The following is a 16,270-nucleotide window of genomic DNA, read 5'->3' on the forward strand; positions in this document are numbered from 1 at the left end:
CGGGCGTCGGACCGAGAGCGCCGCGCTGAATCACACGAGCCGCTGCAACGGGAACGACCAGGTGCGGGTGCAGTCGAGCTGCAGGCCGGGCGGGGCCGGGATCGGTGGATGATTCTGAAAGGTCGCTCCGGGAACGCGCCGGAGCTCGGGTCCATGAGCACGTCGGCGAGCTCGCGGCCGTCGGGCAGGCGAAGGGCGCGACACGCGAGGACGAGGAGCCTGACACCCTCGAGGACAGCTTATTCGCGGGGGCTCTCGGCGAGCGCGGCGAGCAGGCGGTCGGGGGTCAGCGGGAGGTCGCGCAGGCGGACGCCGATCGCGTGGTGGACTGCGCTGGCGATCGCGGGGGCGACCCCGGTGATGCCGATCTCGCCGGCGCCGCGGCAGCCGATGGCATTGAAAGTGACGTCGGGGACTGCGTCGAGCCACTCGACGTCGATGTCGGGGACGTCGGCGTGGCACGGGAGCAGGTAACCGGCGAGGTCGGCGTGCACGGGCAAGGCGTGCACCGGGTCGTGGACCTGCTGCTCGAGCAGGGCCTGGCCGACGCCGAACAGGACGCCGCCGAGCAGCTGGCTGCGCGTGGTGGTGGCGTCGACGACCTGGCCGACGTCGAACACGCCGACGACGCGGGTGACACGGATCCGCCCGAGCTCGGGGACGACGCGGACCTCGACGAACTGGGCCCCGAAGGAGTGATGGGCGTGCCGCTCGCCGGGAGGTCGGGCGTCGGTGGTGCCGATCGCCTCGATGTCGCCGAGGCCGGCGCGGTCCAGCAATTCGGCCCAGTCGGCCGATTCGTCGGGGGCGCGGCGGAATGCCAGCAGTCGCCGGCGCAGCCGGGTGCACGCGGCCAGGGCGGCCGGGGCGACGCTGGCGGTGAGGTTGGAGCCGCCGGTCATCGGCGCCGGCGGCAGGCGGGTGTCGCCGAGCTCGACGGTGACGCGCTCGCCCGGCAGGTCGAGGGCGTCGGCGACGACCACCGCGAGCGCGGTGTAGAGGCCGGTGCCGAGGTCGATGCCGGCGGTCGCGACCGTGACGTGCACGCCCCCGCGCTCGCGGTCGAGGCGCACGCGCACGCTGGCGGGGTCGCGGTTGCCGGGGTGCGCCGCGGTGGCCATGCCCCAGCCGATCCACGCGTCGCCGTCGCGCATGCTGCGGGGCCGCGGCTCGCGGCGCGACCAGCCGAACCGCTCGGCGCCGCGCTCGTAGCATTCTCGCAGGTGCTCGCTGGCGTACGGCTTGCCGGTGTGGGCGTCGCGGCTGCTGTGATTGCGCATGCGCAGCGCCAGCGGGTCGAGGCCCGATTCGCAGGCGAGCTCGTCGAGCGCGCCCTCGAGCGCCCACAGGCCGGTGGCCTCGCCGGGCGCGCGCATCCAGCCGGGCTTGGCCAGGTGCAGCGGGACGACGTCGTGGACCGCCTCGTAATTGGGGCAGGCGTAGAGCACGCGCGTGATGCCGCTGGTCGGCTCGTAGAAGGGGTCGCGGTCGGCGACGTCGCGCTCCGTGGCGCAGTGGCTGCGGGTGTGGTGGCGCAGGGCGATCAATCGCCCGTCGCGCTCGGCGGCCAGCTGGATCCGCTGGCGCGTGGCGGCGCGTGGGCCCACGGTCGTGAGCACCTCGGAGCGCCGCAGCACCGACTTGACCGGCCGCTCCAGGCGGCGCGCGGCCACTGCGGCCAGCAGGGTGTGGGCGGCGGTGAAGACCTTGGAGCCGAAGCTGCCGCCGACGAACGGGGCGAGCACGCGGACGCGCTCGTTCGAAAGGCCGAAGGCGCGGGCGAGGACGGCCTGGTCGCCGAGGACCCATTGCGTGGAGTCGTAGACGACGAGGTCGTGGTCGACCCAGTGGGCCACGGTCGCGTGCGGCTCGAGCGGGCAGGGGTGCTGGATCGGCGTCGAGTAGAGGACGTCGATCGTCACCGGCGCCGCGCGCAGGGCGGCCGCGCAGTCGCCCCGGCGCGGGACGTCGCTCAGGCGGGTGCCGGCGCCGTCGTCGATGTCGACCACGAACGGCGCGGGCTCGTAGCGCACCTCGACGAGCGAGGCGGCGTGGGCGGCCTGCTCCGGTGATTCGGCGACGACCATGGCGACGATCTGCCCGCGATAATCAATGCGATCGTCGGCGAGCGGCGGGCGCGGGTCGGGGGTGAGGCCGGTGCCGTCGCCGTTCGGCAGGTCGCCGAGCGGGCCGCGATTGTCGTGAGTGAGGATCAGGAGCACGCCGCCGGCCTGCTCGGCGCGCGCGGTGTCGACGGCGAGGACGCGGCCGCAGGCGATCGCGCTGCCGACGTAGGCGGCGTGGGCGAGGCCGGGGAGCACGACGTCGGCGGCGTAGCGGGCCTGGCCGGTGACCTTGATGCGGGCCTCGATGCGCTCGGCGGGTCGGCCGATCCGTGGGCTCGTCGTCGACAAGGCGAGGACCTCCTGCGAATGTCGTCACCCGGGGCGGGCCGCCAGCTCGGACAGGGCGCGGACCACCACGTGCCGGGCGAGCTCGATCTTGAAGCCGTTGTGGGTGCGCGCGACGGCGTCGGCGAGGGCGAGGTCGGCGGCGGCGCGGAACGAGGCGAGCTCGGCCCGCTTGCCGCGCAGCGACTGCTCGGCGGCGGTGCAGCGCCACGGCCGGGTGGCGACGCCGCCGAGGGCGATCCGGGCGTCGCGCACGTGGCCGCGCTCGAGGTCGAGGGCGACCGCGGCCGAGGCGAGGGCGAAGTCGTAGCTCGCGCGGTCGCGGACCTTGAAGTAATGCGAGCGGCGGGCGATGGCGAGGTCGGGCAATTCGAGGTGGGTGACGAGCTCGCCGTGGTCGAGGACGGTGTCGCGCTCGGGGGTGTCGCCGGGCAGGCGGTGAAAGCCGTCGAACGGCAGGCGCCGGGCGCCGCCGTCGCCGCGGCGGGTGTAGACAATGGCGTCGAGGATCGCCAGGGCGGTGGCGAGGTCGGACGGGAACACCGCGAGGCAATGCGGGCTGCCGCCGAGGACCGCGGCGTCGCGGTCCCAGCCGGTCTGGACGGCGCAGCCGGACCCGGGCACGCGCTTGTTGCAGGCGCTGTGCGGGTCGCGATAATAGGGGCACCGCGTGCGCTGGAGGATGTTGCCGGCCACGGTCGACATGTTGCGCAATTGCGCCGACATGCCGGACAGCAGCGCCTCGCGGACGACCGGCCAGCGGGCGCGGATCTCCGGGTGCTCGGCCAGCTGGGCGTTGCGCACGCAGGCGCCGATCCGGGCCCGCCGGTCGTCGAGCTCGATGTCGCCGAGCGGCAGGCGCTGGACGTCGACGAGGGCGGCGGGCGCGAGCACGCCGAGCTTCATGAGGTCGACGATCGCGGTGCCGCCGGCGAGGAACATCGCGGCCGGGGCGGCGTGCACCGCGGCCGCGGCGTCGGCGACGCTGATGCCCTCGACGTAGGTGAACGGCCTCATGTGCGCACCCGACGGATCGCGGCGAGGATGTTGGGGTAGGCGCCGCAGCGGCACAGGTTGCCGCTCATGCGCTCGCGGATGGCGACGTCGTCGAGCTGCCGCCGGTGCTCGACCTCGGCCAGCATGGCGATCGCCGACATGATCTGGCCCGGGGTACAGAAGCCGCACTGCAGCGCGTCGCACTCGATGAAGGCGAGCTGCATCGGGTGCAGGTGGTCGCCGCGGGCGAGGCCCTCGATGGTGCCGATCTCGCGGCCCTGCTGGGCGACCGCGAGGGCGAGGCACGAGAGGACGCGCCGGCCGTCGACGTGGACGGTGCACGCGCCGCACTGGCCGTGGTCGCAGCCCTTCTTGGTGCCGGTGAGGCCGAGGTGGTCGCGCAGGGCGTCGAGCAGGGTGGTGCGCGGATCGAGGTCGAGCTCGTGGCGCTCGCCGTTGACGGACAGCCGGACCATCTTTTTTCAGCCCGCCCGGGGGAAGCGCGCGGCGAGGGTCATGGCCGCGAGCAAGGAGTCGAAGTCGAACGGGCCCTCGTGGCGGATGCCGTTGATGAAGAAGGTCGGGGTGCCGGCGACGCCGCTGATCGCTCCGCTGTGCAGGTCGCTGCGGATCTTCTCGAGGTGGCGGTGGTCGTCCAGGTCGGCGGCGAAGCGGCGCATGTCGAGGCCGACCTGCTCGGCGTAGAGATCGAGGTGCGGGATCTCGAGCGCGTGCTGGTTCTCGAACAGGAGCTCGTGCATCTGCCAGTAGCGGCCCTGGGCGCCGGCGGCCTCGGCGGCCTCGGCGGCCAGCTGGGCGTGCGGGTGGGCGCCGACGATCGGGAAGTTGCGGAAGCCGACGCAGAGCTGGTCGCCGAGGGCCCGCTCGAGCGCGTGCACGACGATCTGCGCCTGGCCGCAGAACGGGCACTCGAAGTCGCCGAACTCGACGAGGTGGATCGGGCGCGAGAGCTCGCCGCGCAGATGATCGCGCGGGCCGAGCGACGGCTTGAGGGTGCTCATGATCGGTCTCCTTGCTGCGGCCGCGGCCGCGACGATGACTCGCTCAGATCCTCGAGAGCGGCGAGGATGCCGTCGGCGCCAGGGTTGATGCCCACCGGCGCGAGGTAGCTCCACGCGACCTTGCCGGCGCCGTCGATGACGAACAGGGCCCGGCCGCACACGCCCGCGGCGTCGTCGTAGCAGCCGTAGCTGCGGGCCACGTCGCCCTTGGGCTCGAAGTCCGAGAGCAGCGGGAAGGCGAGCTTGCGGTCGCGCGCGAAGGCGAGGTGACACCACACGCCGTCGCACGAGATGCCGAGCAGCTGAGCTCCGTGACGCCGGAACTCGTCGATGATCTGGCTGTAGACGGCCATCTGGTCGCTGCACACCGGGCTCCAGTCGGCCGGATAAAATGCGAGCACCACCGGTTTGCCGCGGAAGTCGGACAGGGCGAGCTTCTGGTCGGGCGTGGTCTTGAGCGCGAACTCCGGGGCGCGGGCGCCGGGCTGAAGAATGGACGAGAGCTCCACTCGCCAAGGCTGGCCCGAGGCCCCTCGCTGTCAATCACTCGAGCGAGGGTCGCCGCCTCGTCGCCCGCGCCCGCGCCCATCGCCGGTCCCTCGCCTGGGGCCGCTGCCCGCGAACGCGAGGCCGGCGCCCGCAGGCGGCGAGCGAAGGTTGTCGCGCTCGGTCGTGGGTATGCTTGGGTATGTCCGCGGTCCAGCGCATGAGCCTCGAGGAGTTTCTCGCGTGGGAGGAGAGGCAGGAGTCTCGCTACGAGCTCGTCGACGGCGAGGCGTTCGCGATGGCCGGGGGGTCGACGTTCCACGCGCACATCGGCGTCAACCTCGCCGCCGCGCTGCGTCAGCAGCTGCGGCCGCGCGGCTGCTTCATCTTTCACGAGGGCATGAAGGTGCGCGTGGGTTCCGACGTGCTCTATCCCGATGTGGTGGTGAGCTGCGATCCGCAACAGCTGGAGCGCAACCTCGTCGAGCGGCCGGCGCTGATCGTGGAGGTGCTGTCACCGTCGACCGAGAGCTTCGATCGCGGGCGCAAGTGGGCGCTGTACCAGCAGCTCGCCGGCTTGCAGGCGTTTTTGCTGGTGAGCCAGGAGGCGCTGTCGGTCGAGGTGTTCGTGCGCGCGCCGCAGGGCTGGCACTACCGGCGTGAGGCCGGGGCCGCGGCGGTGCTCGAGCTGGCGGCGCCTTCGTGCCGCCTGCCGCTCACCGACGTCTACGACGGGTTGCTCGAGCGCCTCGGCTGAGCGGGCTCAGGGGACGATGGTGCGCAGGCTGTCGACGGCGTGGACGGGGGCCATGTCGCCGGCCATGAGGTGGGCGATCGCGCCGTAGACGAGGCGCTGCTGGGCGACCATGGTCTTGCCGGCGAACTCGGAGGAGACGACGACGATGGTGTAGTGGCCGCCGCCGCCCGAGACCTGGACGTCGTCGGCGGGCATCTTGGCGAGGATGGCCTCGCGGATCGCGTCGATGACGGAGCCCTGGAAGTTGGTCGGGTGGTGACTCATGGGCGGTGTTATACCCCCTCGCCGGCGATCTTGACCTCGAGCTCGAGGCGGACGCCGGTCTCGGCGAGCACGCGCTCGCGCACGAGCTCGATCAGCGCCAGGAGGTCGGCGGCGCGCGCCTCCGGCACGCCGGGGGCCGGGCGCTCGACGACCAGCCAGTTGGCGTGCACCGGGCTGACGACGGCGGCGCCGATCCGCGTGCCCTTGAGGCCGACCGACTCGATGAGCCGCCCGGCGAAGTCGCCCGGCGGGTTCTTGAAGGTGCTGCCGTTGTTGGCCACGCCGGTCGGCTCGCGCTGGCGCCGACGCTCGCGCAGGCCGGCGACGTCGGCCTCGATCTCGGGGCGCGGCCGCGGCCAGCAGCGCAGCTCGGCGCCGACGACGATCTCGTCGGGCGGGAGGTCGGAGCCGCGGTAGCGGAAGCCGCACTCGGCGTGCTCCCGTGTCCGCGCGCGGCCGTCGCGGTGGAGGCTGTGCACGCGCACGACGACCCTGGTGAACTCGCCGAGGTAGGTGCCGGCGTTCATGATGAGGCCGCCGCCGACGCTGCCGGGCACGCCGCCGAGGAACTCGAGGCCGCCGAGCTCCCAGGTGGTGACGTGCTGCAAGAGCCGCCCGGTGGTGGCGCCGGCGTCGACGTCGACGCGGGCGAGGTCGGCGGGGTCGGGCCGCTCGACCCGGTTCATCCGCGCGAGGTTGATGACGACGCCGCGGATGCCGGCGTCGCGCACGAGCAGGTTGGAGCCGCCGCCGACGAAGCTGACGCCGACGCCCCGCGCGTGACAGGCGGCCAGCAGCGCCTGCAGGGCGCGGGCGTCGGCGGGCCTGGCCCAGAGGTCAGCCGGGCCGCCGAGCCGCAACGTGGTGTGCCGCGCCATCGGCTCGTCGGGCCGCAGCTCGAGCGCGCCCGGCGGGAGGTCGAGGTCGCCGAGCTCGCCCAGGAGCCGCTGGCCGCGGGTGAGGCTCATGGCGGTCACGCCGCGGTGGGCTCGCCGCCGGCGAGGTGACGCGGGGCCTCGAGGTGAGCGGCCAGCTCGCGGCTGACGTGGGTGACGCTGCCGGCGCCGAGGGTGATGATGAGGTCTCCGGGACAGGACTCTCGGGCCAGGTACTCGGAGAGGCCGGCGACCGGCTTGTGGACGACGACCGGGCGGTCGGGCCGACGCGCGCGCACGGCGGCCTCGAGCGCCTCGACCGTGGCGCCGGCGAGCGGCACTTCGCCGGCGGGGTAGATGTCGGTGAGGACGACGAGGTCGGCGGCGTCGAGGCTGGCGGCGAAGCCGTCGAGGTGGGCGCGCACGCGGGTGTAGCGGTGGGCCTGGAACACCGCGACGAGCCGCCGGTCGGGGTAGCTGGTGCGCGCGCCGGCGAGGGTGGCTCGCACCTCGGTCGGGTGATGGCCGTAGTCGTCGACGACCATGACGTCGCCGGCGGTGCCGCGCACCGTGAAGCGCCGCTGGACGCCGTCGAAGCCGGCGAGAGCGTTGGCCACGGCCGCCATCTGCAGCTCGTGGAACTCGCACACTGCGATCGTGGCGAGCGCGTTGAGGACGTTGTGCACGCCCGGCATGTGCAGGGTGAACGGCCCGAGGTCGCGGCCCTGACCGACGACGCGGAAGTGGGTGGTCGGGCCGTCGTGCACGACGTCGACGGCGCGGTAGTCGGCCGCGGGCGAGAAGCCGTAGGTGACGTAGCGCTTGGACACGCGCGGCAGGATGGCGGCGGCGTTGGGGTCGTCGAGGCAGACCACGCACAGGCCGTAGAACGGGACGCGGTTGGCGAACCCGACGAAGGCGTCCTGCAGCCGCGTCATGCTGCCGTAGTGGTCCATGTGCTCGTCGTCGATGTTGGTGACGACCGCGACCGTCGGCGTGAGCAGGAGGAAGCTGCCGTCGCTCTCGTCGGCCTCGGCCACCAGCAGGTTGCCGCGGCCGTTCTTGGCGTTGCTGCCGAGCGCGTTGAGTTTGCCGCCGATGACGACGGTCGGGTCGAGGCCCGCGGCGTGCAGGGCGGTGGCGACGAGGCTGGTGGTGGTGGTCTTGCCGTGCGAGCCGGCGATGACGACGGCCTGCTTGAGCCGCATGAGCTCGGCGAGCATCTCGGCCCGCGGAATGACGGGGATCTTCCGCGCCCGCGCGGCGACGACTTCGGGGTTGTCGGCGCGCACCGCGGAGGAGATGACGACGACGTCGGCGTCCCCCAGGTGCGCCTCGTCGTGCCCGCGGTGGATCATCGCGCCGCGCTCGCTCAGTCGCCGGGTGGTCTCGCTCTCGGCCAGGTCGGTGCCGGTGACGCGGTAGCCGAGGTCCAGCAAGATCTCGGCGATCCCGCTCATCCCGATCCCGCCGATGCCGACGAAGTGAATGTGTGTGTCGCTCTTGCGGAACATGCGGGGAACGCTGGCGGGCGAGTGTACTGGTTCGCCGGTAAAAGGACACAAAAAGACCCCGTGGGCGGCGGGAGGCGCGCGAGGCGGCCAGGATCGTCAACGCGTCGGCGAAGGCGGGTTATTTCCGGTTGAAAACGCCGCCAGAACCGGGCCTGCAGAGGGTTTTTAAAAGGGGGGTCTTCGTGCGCGCGATGCGCGGCGATTGGGCCGGGGAGGTCCGTTGCGGGGGCCCCGGAGCGGGCTCAGCGGCGTGGGGCCCGCGTCACGAGGTCGCCGGCACCGGCAAAATTCCGGCGCGCGGAGGTCCGTGCTCGGACTGTCGCGCCGCGAAGGGCCGGTCCGACGAGGCATGCGTGGCTTCCAGGACAGGCGAGCAGGGGCGTCGCGGATCGCTGCGAATCCATAGACATGACCCGAAGGACATGTTGATGGTATCGACGCGTCGAGCTTCGCCCCGGGCCGTTGCGTGACTGTGGTCCGTCGACGGGCTGCACCCCGGGGTGCGGGCGGACGCTCGACGACCTGGGGCGGTACCTCAGGCGAGCAGTTCCGCGCCGCGATTCGATGCACATGTAATGGCGAGCTTCGGGGAGCGTTCCTGCGGTGAATCATCATGGATATCCGGGCCCGCATTCACGCTCGCCGCCACGACATCGAACAGCATTGGACCGGGCCGGCGCGGCTCTTCGGGTCGAGTCGGACGGCCGTCGTCGCGCTGGCGGTGGGGTTCGGGGGGACGCCGCAGATGGCCCTCGCCCGCGAACCAGGGCCGCCGCTGGTCGGCGACGCCGAGCGGCAGGGCGTCGACCCGCCCCGCGAGCCAGATGTCGTCGCGCCCCCGCTGCCCGCCGGCCCGGCTCCGTCCACACGCCCGCCTGCGCCGCTGCTCGGGCTCACGCTCGTCGCCTTGCCGCTGTTCGTCGCCGGCCTGGCGATGACGTTCTCCGGCGCCATGCGCTACCGCCTGCACCGCGACGGCCCCGACTGCGCCAGCTACGGGGTCGAGTGCGCCGAGGCGATCACGCCGAGGATCCACGTCGCCGCCGCCGGTACGGGCCTGCTCGGCGCCGGTTTCGGCGTCGCGGCCGCGGGGATCACCGGCACGCGCGCGCGTGGCAGCACCGCCTGGTGGGTCGAGCTCGGCATCGGCGGCGGGCTGGTCGTCGGCGGCAGCGCCTGGCTGATCGGCAACTCGGTCCTCCTCCATCGCCAGCTCGAGACCGGCCCGCTCGCCGACATCGACGCGCGCAACCTCCGGCGGCCCTTCGCCTCGTTCATGCTCGGCGCCGGGCTCGGCCTCGTCGGCGGCAGCCTGACCGCCCTCCTGGTGCGCCGCAAGCACGCCCGCGCCCTCCAGGTCGCTCCCTACGGCGGGCCCGGGCAGGCCGGCCTGTCGCTCAGCGGCAGGTTTTGAAGACATGTCCGAAAGGAAATGTCTGTTCAGGCATGTCTATTGAGACATGTTCATTCGAGCATGAAAATTCTGTTCGAATGAGCATGCGGTCTCGGCCGAGAAGTGTCCGAAGGGGACGGCGGGGGCAGCGGGATCGCGGGTGTCGACAATGCGTGCGGGCGGCGGCGCAGCGATGGCGCGGCGAATCCGGGCGCTCTGGCCGGATCTCCTTGCGCATGCAAGGTCATCCGCGTCGGCGGACGTCGGAGCTTCGGCGCAGCGCGAGCGGTCCGGGTCGATCCGGCGAATGCGAAGCCTCACAGCGCTCGGTGATTCGGGCCGGCATTCTGGCGGTGGACATGCTATATGGGGCGCGTGCTCGACTTCGCGCATCGCATCGCCAAGCACCTCGAACCCTGGTTTCTCCAGCACCAGCGCGACCTGACGTGGCGGCGGACCCGCGACCCGTACGCGATCTGGGTCAGCGAGATCATGCTGCAACAGACGCGGGTCGACACTGTGGAGGCGTATTACGGGAAATTTTTGGACCGCTTCCCGGACGTCGGCACTCTGGCCGCGGCCGACGAGTCGGACGTGCTCGCGGCGTGGAGCGGGCTCGGCTATTACCGCCGGGCGCGCCTGCTGCACGCGGGGGCCCGCCACGTGGCCGAGAACCTCGGCGGCGTCGTGCCGGACGAGCCCGATCAGCTGCGCAAGATCCCCGGCGTCGGCAAATACACCGCGGGGGCCATCGCCTCGATCGCGTTCGACCGGCCGGCGGGGCTGGTCGACGGCAACGTGGCCCGCGTGCTGTCGCGGCTGCAGGCGATCGAGGAGCCGAGGCTGCAGGACGCCAGCTCGGCGGGGCACTGGGCGATGGCGCAGAAGATCGTGCAGGCCGGCTCGCCGCGGGTGCTGGCGCAGGCGTTGATGGAGCTGGGGGCGACGGTGTGCACGCCGATGGCGCCGCGCTGCGAGGGCTGCCCGGTCCGCAGCGAGTGCCAGGCGCTGGCGAAGGGGCTGCAGACGGCGATCCCGGCGCCGAAGCAGCGCGCGCCGTCCCCCCGCGAAGACCTGTGGGCGGTGGCGGTCCGCCGCGACGGCCGCGTGCTGCTCGAGCAGCGCCCGACCGAGGGGCTGCTGGCCGGGCTGTGGTGCCTGCCGCTCATCGAACGCAAGATCTCCGACCGCGCGGGCGCGCCTCCGCGGTCGATCGCCGAGGTCACCGGCGTGAAGGTGAAGTCGGTCGAGGCGCTCGCCGAGCCGGTCAAGCACGTGTTCACCCACCGCGTGTGGATGCTGTGGCCGTGCCGCGGCGAGGCGGCGATCGTCGATATGTCCCATCAGACAGATGAGGGGGACACCCCGGGGCGCATGTGGATCGCGCCCGGCGAGCGGCCGCGCGGGGGGATCCCCAAGGTCACGGAGAAGGTGCTCGCGCGGCTCGGGTTCTAGTGCTGCTCGGCCGATGGTCTTCTCGTGTAAAATGAGCGATAATGCGCAGCCGATGGCCATCACCATCAGTTTTTATATTTTTGCTCGACAGTTTTGTGATATTTTCGGCGGCGTGGCTTCCCAGCTTTGCCGCCGAGTCTTTTGTACCGCCCTCGCCTGCGCCCTCGCCTGCGGTCCCGAGCCGGCCGCCGAGACCACCGGCACCAAGCCGGCCACCACCGGCCCGACGGGCACGACCGGCGACACCACGCTGGTCGAGACCACCTCGACGACCACCGCGAATCCCACCACTGCGAGTCCCACGACCGCGAATCCTACCACCGCGAATCTCACCACCACGGAGGACAGCGGCGATTCGACCGGGACCACCGGCAAGGAATTCATCATCGTCCCGGATGGGGGCTATGGTTGTGCCAATGTGGCCTTCTCGTCTTGCGATCCGTGGTCGCAGAACGAGTGCGCCCCCGGCGAGAAGTGCTCGCCCTCGAGCGGCGGCTGCGACGAACTAGAGGTGACGCGCTGCGACGATCTCGCCCGCCAGCCGGTCCCGCTCGGCGGCGCCTGCACCTCCGAGGTGGGCCCACTCAGCGGCCGCAACGACTGTGACATCGGCGCCACCTGCTGGTTCGTCGATCCCGACACCCTGACCGGCACCTGCGTCAGCCTGTGCCACGGCTCGCCCGAAGCCCCCGACTGCACTCACGCCCCCGGCACCACCTGCGTGCTCGTCCACGACAATCAGGACGCGCCGCTGTGCCTGCCGACCTGCGACCCATTCGAGCCGACCTGTCCCGTGGGACATCATTGTCACCCGACCCCGCACGCCCCCGAGGCGTTCGCCTGCGTCCCCGACACCTCCGCGCCGATCGGCGCCGCCTTCGACCCGTGCAGCAAGACCAACTGCGCCGCCGGCCTCCTCTGCGCCGAGCCCGAGGCCGCCGCCGTCGAGTGCGCCCCCGACACGAATTGTTGCACCCCGCTCTGCGACCTCGACGCCCCCGCCTGCCCCGGCGCCGGCCAGACCTGCCTCCCCTATTACCCCATCAACCAGGCCCCGGCCGGCCTCGAGAACGTCGGCCTCTGCGGCCTGCCGTGACCGTGGCGGACAACCCCCCGACCGAACGGGCACGACCCGCTTTCGCCCGTGTCGCGAGGGGGAGTGCAGGTCGCGATGACCAGCTCCGGCCTCGCCGCCGCATGGTCCAGCACGCGCGGCGGCCTCGCCTGTTGGCCCGGGGGACCCGGTGCGGGCCGTTGCAGGCCCGCTGCGGCGGCATTTCGTGGCGCGCGCGCGGAGCGTCCGAGCGCCCGCGACATGGAGGGGCATGCCTCACACCATGGTCCTCGCGTCTCTGTTGCTCTCCGCGGTCGGAGCGAGCGCCCCGCCAGCGCTCGTGCCGGCGACGCCTCCCGCCGCTGCCGACGAGTTTCTGGTCGGCCTGCAGGCACCCATACCGCTGAAGAATGTCCGCGCCCGCCTCGAGCACGATGGCGGGATCGAGCTCGAGATCGACTACGATCTCCAGGATATCGGTCATGTCTCGGTCGCCTTGCACGGCGCAGAGGATGGTTCGGGGCTCGGCGTGGTCACGATAGCGAACGCGGTGGTGGGCGAGGTCGAGTTCGCAGGCGGCGAGGTCGTGTGGGAGAGGACCGATCTCTCCGCCCTCGAGCCTGCGCAGGCGCAGGTCGTCGGCGCCAGCATCCTGCAGGTCTGGGACGATGAGCACGTGACGGAGGCGCTCGGCCTCGTGCCGCCGGACGATCGGGACCTCAAATGCTCGGTCGCGAGCGGCCTCGCCGGGGGCACCGCGGCCGTGATGGTCGCCTCCATCTGCGGCGTCTTTTTGAAGGCCCCCAGCTGCCTGGGCGCCGGGTACGGCACCTTTCACAAGGTGTCGGGCTACATCGCCGACAAGTGTAACGGGGCGCAGAACAAGTGATCGGAGGAGGGGACCGTGGCGTCGCTGCGAATCGCTCCTTCCTGCCAGCCGCTGCCGGCGCAGCGGTGGGGTCTCTTGCCGACCAACCAATTCTGGACCCTCGCGTTCGTGACGCCGATCTCGCTCGTCTTCTGGGCCGGGGCGGCCGTGTTTCTGCTGTGGGTCCATTCGTTCGCCTGGGTATGGTGGCACAAGGCCCTGGCGTTTCTGCTGTTCTATGCGGTCTATGGCGGGTTGGTGGAGCGATGGAGTCGGAGGGCGCTGGCGCGGCGACAGCGGCGCGCGTTCGCCTCGCAGGCGCTCGTCCCCTCGCCGGCGCCGCGGCGAGCGCTGCCGGTGGTGGCGACCGCGGAATACTGGGACCACGCGTTCGCGCGGACGTTCGGCCGGGCCGCGGGCGTCGTTCAACTGTCGTTCGACTTCGCGGTGTTCATGGCGCTGTGCCACCCGGCCTGGCAGGTGTTCTGCTCGACGATCGCGGGGCTGCTCCTGCTGTCCTTCGGCCTGGGGGCGCGGCAGCGGCGGGAGCTCCGGCAAATCAATGGCGCGACCTCGCCTGCGCGGATGCAGCTGGCGGCGCCGGCGGATTGGGAGGGCGATGGCCCGGCGGGCTCGTCGGATTGAGGTGACGTCATTCATCGCGCCTCGGCGACGAGGCGCGGCAGCTTGACGACGAACACGGAGCCGGTGCTCGGGGCGCTGGTGACGCTGATGCCGCCGCCCATGGCCTCCGAGACGTGGCGGGCGACCCACAGGCCGAGGCCGAGGCCGCCGTAGTGGCGCTCGGACACGGCGCGTTCGAAGCGCTGGAAGATCCGCGCCTGATCCTTGGTGGAGATGCCGATCCCGTGGTCGCGGACCGACAGGGTGATCGTCTCGCCGTCCTGGGACAGATCGATCTCGATCGGTTTGCCGCCGCCGTACTTCATGGCGTTGGCGAGCAGGTTGCTGACGATCTGCTCGAAGCGGGTGCGGTCGGTGCGGCCGGAGGCGTACAGCGGGGCGGTGACGCGGGCCTCGCAGCCGGCGCGGGCGAGCGGCTCGGCGAAGTGCTCGACGGTGGCGCGCAGGAGCTCGGCGTAGTCGACGTCCTCGACCTCGATCTTGAGCCGGCCGCCGGTGATCCGCGAGACGTCGAGCAGCTCCTCGATGAGGCGGTGCAGGCGGTCGGCCTGGCGCTGGATGACGCCGAGCTTGGGCAGGCAGGCGGCGGCGGAGAACTCGCCCTCGCCGCGGGCGCGGCGGATCAGGCGATCGACCTGGAGGACGATCGGGGTCAGCGGGGTGCGCAGCTCGTGCGAGGCGACGGCGATGAACTCCTCGCGCCTGGCCAGGGCGACCTCCATCTCGGTGTAGAGTCGGGCGTTCTCGATCACCTGGGCGGCGCGCAGCGCCAGCTCCTCGATCAGCGACAGCTCGTCGGGGCCGAGCGCGCGGCCGCGGGTGGCCACGAGCAGGACGCCGAGCGGACGGCCGCGGGCGATCAGCGGCACGAGGGCGATCGCGCGGTAACGCAGGCGCGGGGCCAGGTAGTCGTCGGTCGCGGGGATGCCGGGCAGGGGCAGCAACGGGGCGCCGGGCCGCGTCGACGACAGCCGGACCTCGTCGCGGTGCAGGACCTCGAGCAGCGGGCCGTCGGCGGCGAGCGGCAGGCGGCGGCGCAAATCGACGTAGCGCGCCTCGAGCTCGGGGTCGCCGGCGGCGACGCTGACGCGGCGGGAGAGGCCGAACTGGCCGTCCTCGTCGAGCAGCTCGACGGCGGCGAGGTCGGCGAGCTCGGGCACGAGGCGGTGGACGAACTCGGCCAGCGCGGCGTGGATGTCGCGCTGCGAGACCAGCAGCTTGCCGGCCTCGGCGAGGATGACTGCGCGCCGGCGGGCCCGCTGCTCCTCGCCGAACAGGCGCTCGCGCTCGGCGTCGGCGCGCTTGCGGTCGCTGATGTCGAAGAACGAGGCGACCACGGCGTACGGGGCGGGCGAGCCGTCGTGGTAGAGCGGCTGGGCGTTGACGGAGATCCACGCGAGCACGCCGTCGGTCCGGTAGATGCCCATGATGGCGCCGACCTGCGGCTCACCTGTCCTCAGGGCCAGGACGGCGGGCCAGCTCTCGACGGGGAACGGGCTGCCGTCGTCGTGGATGGCGCGGAACGGGCTGGAGAGGCCGATCGGGTCGTACAGCTGGCGGCGGCCGAGGCCGAGGATCCGCTCGGCGCTGGGGTTGCACGTGATGACCTGGCCGGAGAGGTCGACGACGATGATGCCCTCGGCGAGGGTGGCGATCAGCGACTTGTAGCGCTCCTCCTCGCGGCGCAGGGCCTCGTCGGCCTGCTTGCGGGCGGTGATGTCGACGACGCCGCCCATCATCTTGATGACGCGGCCGTGGTCGTCCTTGATCGGCTTGCCGCGGACGAGCAGCCAGACGATGGCGCCCTCCGGCTTGAGGATGCGGTACTCGAACTCGACGAAGTCCTCGACGCTGGCGACCTCGCGGGCGCGGGCGACCAGGCCGGCGCGGTCGTCGGGGTGGAGGGTCTCGACGACGGCGGCGAAGTTGCGCGGGACCTGCCCGGGGGCGAGGCCGTGGAGCTCGCGCATGACCTCGTCCCAGACGACGGTGTCGCTGTCGAGGTGCCACTCCCACAGGCCGAGGCCGCTGGCGGCGACGGCGAGCTCGAGCTGCTCCTGGCTGGCGCGCAGCTCGGCCTCCATCGCGACGCGCTTGCTGATGTCGTGGGCGATCAGGAGGAGGGCGACGACCTCGCCGTCCTCGCGGATGGCGCCGACGCGCGACTCGTAGCGGGTCGGCCGGCCGTGCGGGCCGCAGCCGACGCACTCGTAGGTCTGCGCCTCGCCGGTGGCGACCGCCCGCTCGATCGAGGCGCGCGCCACCTCGCGCGACTCGGGCTCGAGGTAATCGAACAGGCTGCGGCCGATCGACTCGAGCATCGACACGCCGGCGACCGTTCGGTTCATGGTGCGGATGACCCCGGTCGGCGACAGCAGGACCACGTACTCCGGCGCGTTCTCCAGCAAGGCGAACAGCAGCGGCGCCAGTCGCTCGAGGTCGTCGAACTTGAAGCCGCGGTGGCCGGTGGTGCTCGCCGGAGTCATCGCCCCGCCTCGACTATGCGTCGCCCGGGCGAGTGCCCCAGCGG

The 16,270-nt window shown here is 72.3% G+C and carries 16 protein-coding genes; 6 read left to right on the forward strand and 10 right to left on the reverse strand.

Features of this window, described 5'->3' with window-relative positions:
- Positions 1-239 precede the first annotated feature (239 nt).
- From O0S08_RS04260 to O0S08_RS04280, 5 genes are read right to left on the reverse strand one after another with little or no spacing between them, the layout of a single operon-like run.
- A complete protein-coding gene (locus O0S08_RS04260) occupies positions 240-2,414 on the reverse strand; it encodes a xanthine dehydrogenase family protein molybdopterin-binding subunit (RefSeq protein WP_269037684.1) in 2,175 nt (724 codons plus the stop codon).
- 24 nt (positions 2,415-2,438) lie between these two features.
- Positions 2,439-3,428, reverse strand: a complete 990-nt coding sequence (locus tag O0S08_RS04265; RefSeq protein WP_269037685.1) for an FAD binding domain-containing protein — start codon at positions 3,426-3,428, stop codon at positions 2,439-2,441.
- On the reverse strand, positions 3,425-3,883 hold the full coding sequence (locus O0S08_RS04270; RefSeq protein ID WP_269037686.1) for a (2Fe-2S)-binding protein: 459 nt from the start codon (positions 3,881-3,883) through the stop codon (positions 3,425-3,427). The genes O0S08_RS04265 and O0S08_RS04270 overlap by 4 nt, the downstream gene beginning before the upstream one ends.
- 6 nt (positions 3,884-3,889) lie before the next feature.
- Positions 3,890-4,429 carry a DsbA family protein gene (locus tag O0S08_RS04275; protein ID WP_269037687.1) on the reverse strand — a complete coding sequence of 180 codons (540 nt, stop codon included), beginning with the start codon at positions 4,427-4,429 and terminating at the stop codon, positions 3,890-3,892.
- A complete protein-coding gene (locus O0S08_RS04280) occupies positions 4,426-4,938 on the reverse strand; it encodes a redoxin domain-containing protein (protein WP_269037688.1) in 513 nt (170 codons plus the stop codon). Before O0S08_RS04280 ends, O0S08_RS04275 begins: the two co-directional genes overlap by 4 nt.
- Positions 4,939-5,117: 179 nt before the next feature.
- On the opposite strand from O0S08_RS04280, the gene O0S08_RS04285 reads away from it, so the two are divergent.
- Complete coding sequence (locus O0S08_RS04285) at positions 5,118-5,672, forward strand: Uma2 family endonuclease (RefSeq protein ID WP_269037689.1); 555 nt, start codon at positions 5,118-5,120, stop codon at positions 5,670-5,672.
- A 6-nt stretch (positions 5,673-5,678) separates the two neighbouring features.
- On the opposite strand, the gene O0S08_RS04290 is transcribed toward O0S08_RS04285, so the two are convergent.
- From O0S08_RS04290 to murC, 3 genes are read right to left on the reverse strand one after another with little or no spacing between them, the layout of a single operon-like run.
- On the reverse strand, positions 5,679-5,936 hold the full coding sequence (locus O0S08_RS04290) for a BolA/IbaG family iron-sulfur metabolism protein (RefSeq protein ID WP_269037690.1): 258 nt from the start codon (positions 5,934-5,936) through the stop codon (positions 5,679-5,681).
- A gap of 8 nt (positions 5,937-5,944) precedes the next feature.
- A complete protein-coding gene (gene murB, locus O0S08_RS04295; RefSeq protein ID WP_269037691.1) occupies positions 5,945-6,904 on the reverse strand; it encodes a UDP-N-acetylmuramate dehydrogenase in 960 nt (319 codons plus the stop codon).
- Between the two features lie 5 nt (positions 6,905-6,909).
- Positions 6,910-8,325, reverse strand: coding sequence for a UDP-N-acetylmuramate--L-alanine ligase (gene murC / locus O0S08_RS04300; protein WP_269037692.1), 1,416 nt, complete (start codon positions 8,323-8,325; stop codon positions 6,910-6,912).
- Between the two features lie 745 nt (positions 8,326-9,070).
- Between murC and O0S08_RS04305 the strand changes: the two genes are divergently transcribed.
- Both O0S08_RS04305 and mutY read left to right on the forward strand, forming a co-directional pair.
- Positions 9,071-9,739, forward strand: a complete 669-nt coding sequence (locus O0S08_RS04305) for a hypothetical protein (protein ID WP_269037693.1) — start codon at positions 9,071-9,073, stop codon at positions 9,737-9,739.
- Positions 9,740-10,093: 354 nt separating this feature from the next.
- The gene (gene mutY / locus O0S08_RS04310) at positions 10,094-11,173 is read left to right on the forward strand and encodes an A/G-specific adenine glycosylase (protein ID WP_269037694.1); all 1,080 of its coding nucleotides are present in this window, start codon (positions 10,094-10,096) and stop codon (positions 11,171-11,173) included.
- A 72-nt stretch (positions 11,174-11,245) separates the two neighbouring features.
- Here mutY and O0S08_RS04315 read toward each other — a convergent pair whose 3' ends face one another.
- On the reverse strand, positions 11,246-11,560 hold the full coding sequence (locus tag O0S08_RS04315) for a hypothetical protein (RefSeq protein ID WP_269037695.1): 315 nt from the start codon (positions 11,558-11,560) through the stop codon (positions 11,246-11,248).
- A gap of 124 nt (positions 11,561-11,684) precedes the next feature.
- Between O0S08_RS04315 and O0S08_RS04320 the strand changes: the two genes are divergently transcribed.
- The 3 genes from O0S08_RS04320 (at position 11,685) to O0S08_RS04330 (ending at position 13,740) form a co-directional block, all read left to right on the forward strand.
- Positions 11,685-12,269: a hypothetical protein gene (locus O0S08_RS04320; RefSeq protein WP_269037696.1), complete on the forward strand. Its 585-nt coding sequence runs from the start codon at positions 11,685-11,687 to the stop codon at positions 12,267-12,269.
- A 259-nt stretch (positions 12,270-12,528) separates the two neighbouring features.
- Positions 12,529-13,116 carry a hypothetical protein gene (locus O0S08_RS04325; protein WP_269037697.1) on the forward strand — a complete coding sequence of 196 codons (588 nt, stop codon included), beginning with the start codon at positions 12,529-12,531 and terminating at the stop codon, positions 13,114-13,116.
- A 75-nt stretch (positions 13,117-13,191) separates the two neighbouring features.
- Entirely contained in the window at positions 13,192-13,740 is a 549-nt protein-coding gene (locus O0S08_RS04330) for a hypothetical protein (RefSeq protein ID WP_269037698.1), read from the forward strand.
- Positions 13,741-13,751: 11 nt separating this feature from the next.
- Here O0S08_RS04330 and O0S08_RS04335 read toward each other — a convergent pair whose 3' ends face one another.
- Positions 13,752-16,226, reverse strand: a complete 2,475-nt coding sequence (locus O0S08_RS04335; RefSeq protein WP_269037699.1) for a sensor histidine kinase — start codon at positions 16,224-16,226, stop codon at positions 13,752-13,754.
- Positions 16,227-16,270 lie beyond the last annotated feature (44 nt).

The sequence above is a fragment of the Nannocystis punicea genome, assembly GCF_026965555.1.
GTDB lineage: Bacteria > Myxococcota_A > Polyangia > Nannocystales > Nannocystaceae > Nannocystis > Nannocystis punicea.